Origin of the sequence: Ottowia sp. (assembly GCF_046348305.1) — a bacterium.
Classification (GTDB): domain Bacteria; phylum Pseudomonadota; class Gammaproteobacteria; order Burkholderiales; family Burkholderiaceae_C; genus Ottowia.
Genome location: NZ_JAXMEM010000011.1, coordinates 145,453 through 159,072 on the forward strand (window position 1 = coordinate 145,453; position 13,620 = coordinate 159,072).

The 13,620-nt window shown below is 69.1% G+C and carries 11 protein-coding genes; 7 read left to right on the top strand and 4 right to left on the bottom strand.

From position 1 onward, the window contains the following. The first annotated feature begins 8 nt into the window (after positions 1-8). From U1F38_RS14470 to U1F38_RS14500, 7 genes are all read left to right on the top strand, one after another. Positions 9-1,904: an ABC transporter permease gene (locus U1F38_RS14470; RefSeq protein WP_409987774.1), complete on the top strand. Its 1,896-nt coding sequence runs from the start codon at positions 9-11 to the stop codon at positions 1,902-1,904. A gap of 174 nt (positions 1,905-2,078) precedes the next feature. Beyond that, on the top strand, positions 2,079-2,867 hold the full coding sequence (locus U1F38_RS14475) for an ABC transporter ATP-binding protein (protein WP_409987775.1): 789 nt from the start codon (positions 2,079-2,081) through the stop codon (positions 2,865-2,867). Then, positions 2,864-3,613: an ABC transporter ATP-binding protein gene (locus tag U1F38_RS14480; RefSeq protein ID WP_409987776.1), complete on the top strand. Its 750-nt coding sequence runs from the start codon at positions 2,864-2,866 to the stop codon at positions 3,611-3,613. The genes U1F38_RS14475 and U1F38_RS14480 overlap by 4 nt, the downstream gene beginning before the upstream one ends. Before the next feature lie 21 nt (positions 3,614-3,634). Next, a complete protein-coding gene (gene pncA, locus U1F38_RS14485; RefSeq protein WP_409987777.1) occupies positions 3,635-4,348 on the top strand; it encodes a bifunctional nicotinamidase/pyrazinamidase in 714 nt (237 codons plus the stop codon). A 47-nt stretch (positions 4,349-4,395) separates the two neighbouring features. Beyond that, the gene (locus U1F38_RS14490; protein WP_409987778.1) at positions 4,396-4,845 is read left to right on the top strand and encodes a MarR family winged helix-turn-helix transcriptional regulator; all 450 of its coding nucleotides are present in this window, start codon (positions 4,396-4,398) and stop codon (positions 4,843-4,845) included. A 19-nt stretch (positions 4,846-4,864) separates the two neighbouring features. Next, positions 4,865-5,380, top strand: coding sequence for a (2Fe-2S)-binding protein (locus U1F38_RS14495; RefSeq protein ID WP_409987779.1), 516 nt, complete (start codon positions 4,865-4,867; stop codon positions 5,378-5,380). Continuing rightward, on the top strand, positions 5,377-9,027 hold the full coding sequence (locus U1F38_RS14500; protein WP_409987780.1) for a molybdopterin cofactor-binding domain-containing protein: 3,651 nt from the start codon (positions 5,377-5,379) through the stop codon (positions 9,025-9,027). Before U1F38_RS14495 ends, U1F38_RS14500 begins: the two co-directional genes overlap by 4 nt. Here U1F38_RS14500 and mdtD read toward each other — a convergent pair whose 3' ends face one another. From mdtD to U1F38_RS14520, 4 genes are all read right to left on the bottom strand, one after another. Further along, the gene (gene mdtD, locus U1F38_RS14505) at positions 9,028-10,458 is read right to left on the bottom strand and encodes a multidrug transporter subunit MdtD (protein WP_409987781.1); all 1,431 of its coding nucleotides are present in this window, start codon (positions 10,456-10,458) and stop codon (positions 9,028-9,030) included. An 86-nt stretch (positions 10,459-10,544) separates the two neighbouring features. Further along, on the bottom strand, positions 10,545-11,660 hold the full coding sequence (locus U1F38_RS14510; protein ID WP_409987782.1) for an acyl-CoA dehydrogenase family protein: 1,116 nt from the start codon (positions 11,658-11,660) through the stop codon (positions 10,545-10,547). Positions 11,661-11,825: 165 nt separating this feature from the next. Next, positions 11,826-13,034 carry an acyl-CoA dehydrogenase family protein gene (locus U1F38_RS14515; RefSeq protein ID WP_409987783.1) on the bottom strand — a complete coding sequence of 403 codons (1,209 nt, stop codon included), beginning with the start codon at positions 13,032-13,034 and terminating at the stop codon, positions 11,826-11,828. A 15-nt stretch (positions 13,035-13,049) separates the two neighbouring features. Continuing rightward, positions 13,050-13,620: YceH family protein (locus U1F38_RS14520; protein ID WP_409987784.1), on the bottom strand; the 571-nt coding region annotated here is incomplete at its 5' end.

Below are 13,620 nucleotides of genomic sequence, written 5' to 3' on the forward strand. Positions count from 1 at the left end.
CCCCTGGCATGAATTTCTCCGGCCTCCTGGTTCAGCTGCTCAACGGGCTGGCGGGCGCTTCCTCGCTGTTTCTGGTCTCCGCGGGCCTGTCGCTGATCTTTGGCGTCACCCGCATCGTCAACTTCGCGCACGGCTCGTTCTACATGCTGGGCGTGTACGTGGCCTACACGCTGGTCGAGCGCCTGCAGTGGCTGGGCTTCTGGCTGGCAGTCCCGATTGCCGCGCTGGTGGTCGGCCTGCTGGGCGTGATCGTCGAGATGGTGGTGCTTCGGCGCATCTATCGCGCCCCCGAGCTGTTTCAGCTGCTGGCCACCTTCGCCCTGGTGCTGGTGATCAAGGACGCCGCGCTGTGGCTGTTCGGCCCCGACGAGCTGCTGGGCCCGCGCGCGCCGGGGCTCAAGGGTTCGGTGGACATTCTGGGGCGCAATTTTCCCAGCTATGACCTGTTTCTGGTCGTCATCGGCCCGCTGGTGCTGGGCCTGCTGTGGCTGCTGTTCACGCGCACGCGCTGGGGCACGCTGGTGCGCGCGGCCACGCAGGACCGCGAGATGGTCGGCGCCCTGGGCGTCAACCAGGCCTGGCTGTTCACGGCGGTGTTCGGCCTGGGCGCGCTGCTGGCGGGCCTGGGCGGCGCGCTGCAACTGCCGCGCGAGCCGGCCAATCTGGAGATGGATCTCAACATCATCGGCTCGGCCTTTGTCGTGGTGGTGGTGGGGGGCATGGGCTCGATCCCCGGCGCCTTCGTGGCGGCGCTGCTGGTGTCCGAGATCAAGGCCGTGTGCATCTGGCTGGGCCTGGTCAACGTCTTCGGCATCGAGATTTCGTTTTCCAAGCTCACCCTGGTGGCCGAGTTCGTGGTGATGGCCGTGGTGCTGGTGGTGCGCCCCTGGGGCCTGATGGGACGTGCGCAAGGCGCCGTGCGCGCCCTGGGCGAGGCCGAGCTGCCGATTCGCCCAGCCGACAAGCCTTACCTCACGGCGGTGGCCGTGGTGGTGCTGGGCCTGCTGGCGCTGCCGACCCTCAGCAGTGGCTCGCCCTATGCAGTGGTGCTGACCATCGACCTGCTGGTGGCGGCGCTGTTTGCGGCCAGCCTGCACTTCATCATGGGGCCGGCGGGCATGCACTCGTTCGGTCACGCCGCCTACTTCGGCCTGGGTGCCTATGCGGCGGCCCTGGGCGTGCGCAAGCTGGGCCTGCCGATGGAGGCGGCGCTGGTGGCCGCGCCGCTGGTGGGGGCCGCGGGCGCGCTCATCGTGGGTTGGTTTTGCGTGCGCCTGTCGGGCGTGTACCTGGCCATGCTGACGCTGGCTTTTGCACAGATCGTCTGGGCCGGGGTCTATCAGTGGGACGACTTCACCGGCGGCAGCAACGGCATGACGGGGGTGTGGCCCGCGCCCTGGCTGACCGAGAAGAACGCCTACTACTTCCTCACCCTGGCTTTGGTGCTGGCCTCGCTGTGGGTTTTGCGGCGCGTACTGTTTTCGCCCTTCGGCTACGCCATGCGGGCCGGGCGCGATTCACCCCTGCGGGCTGACGCCATCGGCCTGAACGTCAAGTCCAACCAGTGGGTGGCTTTCATCGTCGCCGGCGCGTTTGCGGGCGTGGCCGGCGCGCTGTTTGCCTTTTCCAAGGGCAGCATCTCGCCCGAATCACTCAGTGTCAGCCGCTCGGTCGACGGGCTGGTGATGGTGCTGCTGGGCGGCATCCAGACCCTGACCGGGCCGGTGGTGGGCGCCGTCAGCTACACCTGGCTGCACGACGTGATGGCGCGCAGCACCGACTACTGGCGCGCGCTGCTGGGCGCGGTGATTCTGGTGCTGGTGCTGCTGTTTCCGCAGGGCATCGCGGGTTTTGCGCGGCAGTTGCTGGAGCTGCGGCGCACATCCGAGGAACCGGTGCGGTGAAACACCCCCAGTCTCCACTCGCTGCGCGATGTTTCGCCCACCCCCTGGCAGGGGGCGCACCCAGTGACCGGGGAGACCCCGGCCACGGGTGCCATTGGCTGGCCTGCTCCGCGGCCTCTCGGCTCTTCGGGTTTCATGCCCTGCGGGTGGCGCTCAGTGCTATGGATTACTGACATGAGTCTGCTGGTCGTCAAGAACCTGGGCAAGTCCTTCGGCGGCGTCAAGGCCGTCGATGGCGTGAGCTTCGATCTGAAGGCCGGCGAGCTGCTGGCGCTGATCGGCCCCAACGGGGCGGGCAAGTCCACCACGTTCAACATGGTCAATGGCCAGTTGCGCGCCGACCGCGGCTCGATCCGGCTGGACGGTGTCGAGCTGATTGGCCTGGCACCGCGCGCCATCTGGCGCCTGGGGGTGGGGCGCACCTTCCAGATCGCGGCCACGTTTTCCTCGCTCACTGTGGTCGAGAACGTGCAGATGGCCCTGCTCTCGCAAGACCGCAAGCTGTTTTCAATGTGGGCGCCGGCGGCGCGCCACCGCCGCAGCGACGCGCTGGATTTGCTGGACCGGGTGGGCATGGCCGCGCAGGCCGACCGCCCATGCAGCGTGCTGGCCTATGGCGATGTCAAGCGCGTGGAGCTGGCCATCGCCATGGCCAACAACCCCAAGCTGCTGCTGATGGACGAGCCCACCGCCGGCATGGCGCCCAAGGAGCGCAACGAGCTGATGGCGCTGACCAAGAAGCTGGTGGTCGAGCGCGGCATCGCCGTGCTGTTCACCGAGCACAGCATGGACGTGGTGTTTGCCTACGCCGACCGCATGGTGGTGCTGGCGCGCGGGCGCTTGATCGCCGAAGGCCAGGCCGAGGCCATCCGCAACGATCCCAAGGTGCAGGAAGTCTATTTCGGCACCGGCAAGACTTTTGAACGGCGCGGCGCGCGGGCCAGGCAGGAGCAGGCGGCATGACGGCGGTGCACCCCGATCACGCCGACGTGCTGCTGGACGTGCACGGCCTGTGCGCCTGGTACGGCGCCGCGCAAATCCTGTTTGATTTGAATCTGCAGGTGCGCCGCGGCGAGGTGGTGGCCCTGATGGGGCGCAACGGCGCGGGCAAGTCCACCACGCTCAAGACGCTGATGGGCCTGATGGACAAGCGCAAGGGCACGGTGCGTTTCATGGATCACGACGTTTCGCAGCGGCAGCCCCACCAGATCGCCGCGCTGGGCATGGGCTTCGTGCCCGAGGACCGGCGCATCTTCGTCGATCTGACGGTGACCGAGAACCTGGAGGTGGGCCGCCAGGCGCCGCGCCGCTGGCCGGACGGATCGGTCGCGCCGGTGTGGACGCCGCAGGCGCTCTATCAGCTCTTTCCCAACCTGGGCGAGATGCCCGACCGCCTCGGCGGGCGCATGAGCGGCGGCGAGCAGCAGATGCTGACCGTGGGCCGCACGCTGATGGGCAACCCCTTTCTGGTGCTGCTCGATGAGCCGTCCGAGGGTGTGGCCCCCGTCATCGTCGAGCAAATGGCCAACATGATCGTCGAGCTCAAGGCCAAGGGCGTGAGCATCCTGCTGTCCGAGCAGAATCTGCACTTCGCCGAATGGGTGTCGGACCGGGCCTACGTGCTGGAAAAAGGCCAGATCCGATTCGAGGGGACGATGGACGAGCTGGCGCAGGCCGAACTCGTTCGTCGCACCTATCTGAGTGTCTGACCTGTTTTGGGGGTGTCCATCATGCAACGCAGAAGTCTCTTGATTCATTTCGCCGCCACCGCCCTGGCCGGCCTGTCGGTGCCCGCGTGGGCCGCCGCCGGGATCAAGCCCGGCGCCAAGGCCGCGCTGATCGTGGTCGACGTGCAAAACTGTTTCATCGACGGTGGCACCCTGCCCGTCAAGGGGGGTGCCGACGTGGTGCCCGTCATCAACAAGCTGGCCGGCGCGTTCGACAACATCGTCGTCACGCAGGACTGGCACACGGCGGGTCACACTTCGTTTGCCAGCGCGCACCCGGGGCAAAAGCCGTTCTCCAGCATCAAGCTGGGCTATGGCCAGCAAGTGCTGTGGCCCGACCACTGCGTGCAAGGCACCGAAGACGCGGCGCTGAACAAGGGCCTGAAGCTGCCCACTGCCCAGCTCATCATCCGCAAGGGCTTTCACAAGGACATGGACAGCTACTCGGCCTTCGAGGAAGCCGATCACAAGACCACCACGGGCCTGGCGGGCTACCTCAAGGCGCGTGGCATCAAGACCGTGTTCGTCACCGGCCTGGCCACCGATTTTTGCGTGGCCTGGACGGCCATGGACGCGCGCCGGCTGGGCTTCGAGACCTATGTGATCGAGGACGCCACGCGCGCCATCGACCTGAACGGCTCGCTCGCCGCCGCCTGGAAGCAAATGGCGGCCAAGGGCGTCAAGCGCATCCAGTCCGGCGACATCGTGCAGGCGTGATCGCGCGTCAGCGGTCGGCTTTCTTCATTGCACATGCGAGGCACCTCATGAGCACTTCGGCATCTCCCGGCGAATACCGCGTGACGGACCAGGTCGGCCACTTACTGCGCCGGGCGTATCAACGGCACACGGCGATCTTCCAGGCGGTGGTGCCGGCCAGCCAGCTCAGCGCCTCGCAGTTCGTCGTGCTGTGCGCCGTGCGCGACCACCCCGACGCCACCATCGGCCAGATCGTGAGCGTCACGGCGATGGACGAGCCGGCCGTGCGCGGCATCGTCGAGCGTCTGAAGTGGAGCGGCAAGGTCGCCGTCGCGCACGAGCCCGGCGACAAGCGCCACGCCACCGTCGCGCTGACCGAGCAGGGCCAGCGCACCGTGGCCGAGACCTTGCCGCACGCCCAGCAGATCACCGAGCTGACCTTTGGCGACCTGAACGCCGACGAGCGCCGGCAGCTCACCCATTTGCTGCGTCGCATCAGCGGCGCCGAAGCCGGTTGAAGGGGAGTTTGAGCAGCCCATGGCATCGGTGTCCGGCGATTCCATTGACATCACGCTGATCGTCAACGGCGCCGAGCACGCGCTGAGGGTCGGGCGCCGCGCCACCCTGCTGCAGGTGCTGCGCCACGACCTGCATCTGAACGGGCCCAAATACGGCTGCGGCCTGGGCCAGTGCGGCGCTTGCACCGTGCACGTGGATGGCGTGGCGGCGCGCGCCTGCGTGATCCCGGCGGCCAAGGTGCAGGGCCGCGCCATCACCACGCTGGAGGGCCTGGGCGATCGCGCCCGCCCGCACCCGGTGCAAAGCGCCTTCATCGCCGCGCAGGCGGCGCAGTGCGGCTATTGCCTGAACGGCATGATCATGAGCGCGGCGGCCTTGCTGGCGCATGAGCCGCGCTCCAGCGCGCAGGCGGTGCGCGACGCGCTGGCCGGCAACCTGTGCCGCTGCGGCACGCACCTCGAAATTCTGGCGGCGGTCGAACGCGCCACACGGGCGCTGGCCGATACCGCCCGCACGCCGGGCGAGCCGCCATGAACCGCGCCGAGCGCCTGAGCCAGCTGCGCACGCGCGGCGATTTCCTGAACGCCACGGGTGTGCTGCTCATCACGCGCGAGCCGCCGCCACCCCCGCCGCCCACGCCGGGCCAGCCGCCCTTCATCGCCAGCAACCCGGCCGAGGGCGTGGAGGTGCTGCTGGCCGTGTGGGACGACGGCACCGCCCTGGGCCTGAACGGCCACGTGGACCTGGGCACGGGCATCCGCACCGCGCTGGGCCAGATCGTCGCCGAGGAGCTGGACCTGCGCCTGGACCAGGTGGACATGGTGCTGGGCGACACCGGCCGCGCGCCCAACCAGGGGCCCACCATCGCCAGCGCCTCCATCCAGATCAGCGCCGTGCCGCTGCGCCAGGCGGCGGCCCAGGCGCGCGCCTGGCTGCTGGGCGAGGCGGCCGCGCGCCTGCAGGTGACGCCCGAGCAATTGAGCGTGGATGCCGGCCGCGTCAGCGTGCGGGGCGACGCGGCGCGCGGCGTGGGCTATGGCGAGTTGCTGCACGGCCGCCGCGTGGTGCTGGCGCTGGATGTGGACGCGCCCGTCAAGCCCGTGGCCGAGCACCGCGTGGTGGGCCAGAGCGCGCCGCGCGTGGACATTGCCGCCAAGGCCTTTGGCGAGGCGGTGTTTGTGCACGACGTGCGCCTGCCCGGCATGCTGCACGGCCGCGTGCTGCGCCCGCCCTACGCGGGGGCCGACCACGGCGAGTTCATCGGCAACACGCTCGAATCGGTGGACGAGCGCTCCATCGCCCACATCCCCGGCGTGCGTGCCGTGGTGGTCATCCGCGACTTTGTCGGCGTGGTGGCCGAGCGCGAGGAGCAGGCCGAGCAGGCCGCCGCGCAGCTGGCCGTGCGCTGGAAGCCCTGGCCCGGCATGCCCCCGCTGGGCGACCTGGCCCAGGCGCTGCGCGACAACCCCGCTACCGCGCGCCAGGTGGTCGACGAGGGCGACGTCAACCAGGCCCTGGCCGGCGCCAGCCAGGTGCTGGAGCGCAGCTACGTCTGGCCCTACCAGCTGCACGGCTCGATCGGCCCCTCGTGCGCCGTGGCCGACTGGCGCGGGCCGGATCAGCAGCCCGCGCTGCGCGTGTACGCCGGCAGCCAGCACCCGCACGCGCTGCGCGCCGACCTGTCGCGCTTGCTGGACCTGCCCGACGTGGCCATCGACGTGGTGCGGCTGGAGGCTTCGGGTTGCTACGGCCGCAACGGCGCCGACGACGTGGCGGCCGACGCCGCGTTGCTGGCGCGCGCCGTGGGCGCGCCCGTGCGCGTGCAACTCACGCGCGAGCAGGAAAACCTGTGGGAGCCCAAGGGCGCCGCGCAACTGATGGAGGTGCGCGGCGGCGTCACGGCGGCAGGGGGCATCGCTGGCTATGACTTTCGCAGCAGCTATCCCTCCAACGCCGCGCCCACGCTGGCGCTGCTGCTCACGCGCACGATCGAGCCCGGTGCGCATGCCTTCGCCATGGGCGACCGCACCGCGCGCCCGCCCTACGACATCGCCGACTTGCGCGTCACCATCAACGACATGCCGCCCATCCTGCGCGCGGCCTGGCTGCGCGGCGTGTCGGCCCTGCCCAACAGCTTTGCGCACGAGAGCTACATCGACGAGCTGGCCCACGCCGCCGGCCAGGACCCGGTGGCGTATCGCCTGCGCTACCTGAAGGACGAGCGTGCCCACGAACTGCTGCAAGCCACCGCCGCGCGCGCCGGCTGGCAGCCACACACCGCGCCGCAGCAGCAGGGCGCCAGCGGCGACTGGCTGCACGGCCAGGGCGTGGCCTATGCGCGCTACGTGCACAGCAAGTGGCCGGGCTTTGGCGCGGCCTGGTCGGCCTGGGTGGCCGACGTAGACGTCAACCCAAAGACGGGCGAAGTGCACGTCAGGCGCGTGGTGGTGGGGCATGACGCGGGCCTGGTCGTCAACCCCGCCGGCGTCGAGCACCAGGTGCACGGCAACGTGCTGCAAACCACCAGCCGCGCGCTCAAGGAGCAGCTGCGCATCGACGTCGACACCCACCTGCCGGCCAGCCGCGAATGGGGCAGCTACCCTATCCTGAGCTTTCGCGAGGTGCCGGTGATCGAGGTCATGCAAATGCCCCGGCCCGACCAGCCGCCGCTGGGCGTGGGCGAATCGTCCTCGGTGCCCGGCACGGCGGCCATTGCCAACGCGATTTTTGATGCGACGGGCGTGCGCCTGCGCCAGCCCCCCTTCACGCCCGAGGTGGTGCGCGCCGCGCTCAACACCGCGGGTCTGCCGCCACCGCCGCCGGCTGCGGCCTCCGCGCCGGCCTTGCCCCAGCCGCCGGCCAGCGCCCCCTGGCCGCGCCGGCGCAGCGCCTGGCTCAAGGCCGGCTCGCTGGCCGTGGGGGCTTTCGGCGTGCTGCTGGGCCTGCTGGGCTGGCGCTCCACCATCGCGCCCGTGGTCCCGGCGTCGGCCGCGGTCTACACAGCGCAGACCATTGAAAAAGGCCGCCAGTTGGCGGCGCTGGGCAACTGCGTGCAATGCCACACCGCCAGCGACGGCGCGCCGTTGGCCGGCGGCCTGGCCATGGACACGCCCTTTGGCACCGTCTACAGCACCAACATCACGCCCGACGTGGACACCGGGATCGGCGCGTGGTCCTTCAGCGCCTTCCAGCGCGCCATGCGCGAGGGCGTCGCGCGCGACGGGCATCACCTGTATCCGGCCTTTCCGTACACGGCCTACACGCGCATGACCGATGAAGACCTGACGGCGCTCTACGCCTGGCTGATGAGCCAGCCACCGGTGCGCGCCGAGGCTTCGTCCACCCAGCTCAAATTCCCCTTCAGCCTGCGCCCGCTGCTGGCCGGTTGGAACGCGCTGTATCTGGACGCCGGCCCGCGCCTGAGCACCGAAACCACGCGCAGTGAGCTGTGGCAGCGCGGCGAATACCTGGTGAACGGCGTGGGCCACTGCGGCGCCTGCCACACGCCGCGCAATGCGCTGGGGGCGGAGCAAGGTGGTGCAGCCTTTTTGAGCGGTGCCATGGTCAAGGGTTGGGAGGCCCCGTCATTGACGGCGCGCCACCCGGGGCCCGTACCCTGGACCGAGCAGGCCTTCTACGACTACCTGCGCCAAGGCCACAGCCCGCAGCACGGCGCGGTGGGCGGCCCCATGGCCGAGGTGGTGCGCAATCTGCAAGACGTGCCCGAGTCCGACGTACGCGCCATGGCGCACTACCTGGCTTCGTTTGGCACGGGCGCCACGGCGCAGCAGGCCGAGCAGGCCGCACAAACCGCCATCGCCCAGGGCGCGCAGGCCGCGCCCGCGCTGCTGGGCCCGGCGCAGCGGATGTTCGAGCAGGCCTGCGCCGCCTGCCACCACGACGGCGCCGGCCCGCGCCTGCTGGGCGTGAACGTGCCGCTGGCGCTGAACAGCAACCTGCACAGCGACCGGCCCGACAACCTGCTGCGCACCATTCTGGAGGGTGTGCAGGACCCGGCGACGCGGGCCATCGGCTTCATGCCGGCGTTCAACCAGGCCTTCGACGATCGCCAGCTCGCCGAGCTGGCCGGCTACCTGCGCGCGCGCTTTGCGCCGCAGCGCCCGGCGTGGACGGATTTGCCCGCGGCGGTGGCGCGCGTGCGGGCGGCCAGCGGCGCCTGACTAAACTTCATCGACCACATGTGAGTGCACCGGCGCGCCGGGCCGGCCCCGATCGAGCTGCCAGAAGATCGCGGCCGAGCCCATGGTCATCACGCCGATGGCGACGAAGGCGGCGCGAAACACCGGCAGCCCGTGGCCGCCGCCTTCGGGAAACCAGGCGCTGAAAGCCACCACCAGCGCGGCGGCGCAGGTCACGCCCAGGCTCATGCCCAGCATCTGCACCATCGAAAACAGGCTGTTGCCGCTGGCGGCCTGCTGCGGCGCCAGATCCTTGAGCGTGACCGCGTTCATGGCGGTGAACTGGAACGAGTTGACGGCACCGAACACCGCCAGTTGCACGATGCGCAGCGCAAGCGGCTGATCGGACCCCATCAGGGCAAAGGCGGCAATCAGGGCGCCCAGCAAAAAGGTGTTGCCCACCAACACCCGTTGGTAGCCCAGCTGCGTGATGATGGCCGTGGCCGCGCGCTTGCTGATCATGCCGGCAATGGCCACGGGCAGCATCAGCATGCCGGCCTGCGCGGGCGAATAGCCAAGCGCCAGTTGCAGCAGCAGCGGCAGCAGGTAAGGCATGGCGCCCGAGCCGATGCGCGCGAACAGGTTGCCCAGCAGGCCCACGCGATAGCTCTGCATGGCAAACAGCGTGGGCGAGAAGATCGGCGCCGGGCTGCGCAGCGCGTGCAGCCAGTAGGCCGCCAGCGATGCCAGGCCCAGCACCATCAGCAGCACCAAAAGGGTGTGCGCCCAGCCCAGGCCCGACAGCCCGTCCAGCGCCAGCGAGGTGGCGACCATGGCCACGGCCAGCAGCAGGTAGCCGCCCAGATCGAAACGCCCCGGCACGGCGGCCACAAAGTTGGGGATGTAGCGCAGCGTGGCAGCGATGCCGATCAGCCCGACCGGCACGTTGATCAAAAAGATCCAGTGCCAGGTGGCCACCTCCACCAGCCAGCCGCCCAGCGTGGGGCCGATCAGCGGGCCGATCAGCGCGGGGATGGCGACGAAGCTGATGGCCTCCAGGAACTGGTCCTTGGGGAAGGCGCGCAGCACCACCAGGCGCCCCACGGGCATCAGCATGGCGCCGCCCACGCCCTGCAGCACGCGCGCGGCGATCAGCTGGTTCAGGCTGGCCGAGGCGGCGCAGGCAATGGAGCCGGCGGTGAACAGGGCGATGGCCAGCGAGAAGATGCGCTGCGTGCCGAAGCGGTCGGCCAGCCAGCCGGTGCAGGGGATGACGACCGCCATGGTCAGCGCGTAGGACACCACCACCGCCTGCATGCGCAGCGGGCGCTCGCCCAGGCTGCGCGCCATCGCCGGCAAGGCCGTGTTGACGATGGTCGAGTCCAGCAGCTGCATGAACATGCCGATGGCGATGATCCACAGAAGCAGGCGTGGATTGGCGGGGCCGTTGGCCGGGGCGGGCTGCGTGGACATGTGAAAACAAAAACGGCGCCGCGTGAGGCGGCGCCGTGGGAGATGATAAGCCCGCGCGGGAAAATCGGTGCGCGGGCCGACGGGCCTCAGGCAAACACGCCGGCGGTGTCCTGCATGTGCTCGCTCACCTGGCCCAGGTGGTGCAAGGTGTCGCCCCAGCAGAGCTCCAGTTGCGTCAGGTACTTGAAGTAGTGGCTGCCGATGTATTCGTCGGTCACGCCGATGCCGCCATGCAACTGCACCGACTGCTGGCCGACGAAGCGCAGCGCCTGGCCCAGCTGCACCTTGGCGCGCGACAGCGCCTGGCGACGCTCGGCCTCGGGCGCGCCCAGCTTGAGGGTGGCGTAATAGCTCATCGAGCGCGCCAATTCAAGCTGCATCTTCATGTCGGCCACGCGGTGGCGCAGCGCCTGAAAGCTGGCGATCGGCACGCCGAACTGCTTGCGCTGGTTCATGTACTCGGTGGTGAGTTTGAGCGTTTGATCCATCGCGCCCACGCCCAGCGCGCAGGCGCAGGCGATGCCGATGTCCGCCGCGTGCGTCAGCGCCGTCAGGCCTTCGGGGGTGATGAGCTGCGCGGGGGCGCCATCCAGCTTGACATCGGCGGCGCGCGCCTCGTCCTGCGTCGGGTAGCCGCGGGTGGCGACGCCCTTGGCCGAGCGCTCGACCAGGAACAGCGCCAGCTTGCCGTCCAGCATGGCGGGCACCACGAAGGCGTCGGCCTTGTCACCCGCGAGAACTATGTTTTTGATAGCTGTCAGCGCATACCGTGTGCCGGATTTGACCGCTTTTGCTTCGCAGACATCGAGCCGGTAGCGGGCCTTGCGTTCTTGCTGCGCCAGCACCACCAGGGCCTCGCCGCTGGCGATCTTGGGCAGCCAGGCGCTCTTGACCTCGCTGTTGCCGTGGGCCTGGATGATGGCGCTGGTGACAAAGGCCTGCGCCAGCGGCTCGCACACGATGCCGCGGCCCAGTTCTTCGAGCACCACCATCGCCTCCACCGGGCCCATGCCCAAGCCGCCGTGCTCCTCGCCGACGTAGATGCCGGTCAGGCCCAGCTCGGCCAGCGCGTTGTAGGCGCCGCGGTCAAAGCCGCCCGCCGCCACGATGGCCTTGCGGCGCTCCACGTCGTAGCTCTTGTCAACCCACTTGGCGACGGCGTCGCGCAAGGCCAGTTGGTCGTCGGAAAAATCAAAGTCCATGATGGGGATCCTTGGAAACTGTCAATGCAAAACAGCCGGACGCAGAGGACGCAAAAATGACGCAAAGGACGCAAAAGAAATCCAAAAAATGATTTCGAATTTTTTGCGTCCTTTGCGAATCCTTCGCGTCCTCTGCGTCCGGTATTCAGGCCTTCTAACCGTCGCTCAGCCCAGCACCGTCTGCGCGACGATGTTGCGCTGCACCTCGTTGCTGCCGCCGTAGATGGTGGTCTTGCGCATGTTGAAGTAGCTGGCCGCCAGCGGCGCGTTGTCGACGTTGCCGCCCGGAAAGCCCTGCAGGCCCGCGGCGGCGGCCTGGTCGCCCTGCCAGCCGGCGGCCATGGCCTCGTGGATGAAGGGCAGGGCGTAGGGCCCGGCGGCCAGCATCATCAGCTCGGTGTAGCGCTGCTGGATCTCGCTGCCCTTGATCTTGAGCAGGCCGGCGATGTCCAGCGCGTTGCGCCCAGACTTTTCGGCCGACAGCACGCGCAGCACCAGCATCTCGAGTGCCACGATGTCCACCTCCAGCAGGGCGATCTGGTCGCGAAAACGCATATCGTCCCACACGCCCTCGGCCTTGGCGATGCGCTTGAGCCGCTCCAGCTCGCGCTTGGCACGGTTCACGTCGGCGATGTTGGTGCGCTCGTGGCTGAGCAGGTGCTTGGCGTAGGTCCAGCCCTTGTTCTCCTCGCCGATCAGGTTCTCGGCCGGCACCTCGACGTTGTCGAAGAACACGTCGTTGACCTCGCACTCGCCGTCCAGCAGCTTGATCGGGCGCACGCTGACGCCGGGCGACTTCATGTCCAGCAGCAAGAAGCTGATGCCGGTTTGCGGCTTGCCCTCGTTGCTGGTGCGCACCAGGTTGAACATCCACTCGCCGTACTGGCCCAGCGTGGTCCAGGTCTTCTGGCCGTTGACGATGTACTTGTCGCCCTTGCGCTCGGCCTTGGTGCGCACCGAGGCCAGATCGGACCCCGAACCCGGCTCGCTGTAGCCCTGGCTCCACCACACGGAGCCGTCAGCGATGCCGGGCAGAAAGCGCTTTTGCTGCTCGGGCGAGCCGTAGGCCATGATGACGGGCGCCACCATCACCGGGCCGAAGGGCACGATGCGCGGCGCGCCGGCCATGGCGCATTCCTCTTCGAACAAATGCTTTTGCACCGCGCTCCAGCCCGGGCCGCCGAACTGCTTGGGCCAGCCGTAGCCCAGCCAGCCCTGCTTGCCCAGGATCTTGGCCCAGGTCTGCTGGTCGTCGCGCGTCAGCGTTTGCGCCTTGTGCACCTTGGCGGCGATCGCCGGTGGCAGGTTTGCCTTGACCCAGGCGCGGATCTCGTCGCGAAATGTCAGCTCGTCGGGGGTGAATGCCAAATCCATGGGGGGATCTCCTTGTCAGCCCGCGGTTGTAGCATGCGCCGGCGGGTTTGTCGGTCCGTCAGGCGACACGCCCAGCTCGGCGCACAGGCGGGCCACTGTGACGCTCAGGGCCGCCAGTTCCGACTCGAGCCGGGCGATGCGCTCGGATTGAGCGTCGAATGTGCCTGAAGCGCTTGATGGATGCGCGCCGGCAGCTATCGATTCGGTAGTGACGGGCCCGCACAGCAGCTGCGCCCAGCGCGCTTCGCGCTCACCCGGCGCGCGCGGCAGCAGCACGGCCAGGGGCCCGCCCTTGTCCTCGGTGCGTTCGGCCAGCTCGTTCAGGAAGCCCTCGACCGAGGAGATGTCGGCAAAGCGGTACCAGCGCTCGGCGTTCAGGCGCAGCTCGGCGGCGGTCTGCGGCCCGCGCAGCATCAGCAGGCCCAGCAGCACGGCCGACTGCTCGGGCACGCCCAGGCAGCGCTGCAGGTTGTGTTCGTACTTGGCCACCCGCCCGCCCTGCGACTCGATGACGAGCGACAGGCGCCTGAGATCGTCGAGCGCCTCCAGCACCTGGGCCTCGTCCAGGCTCATCACCGGGTCGCGG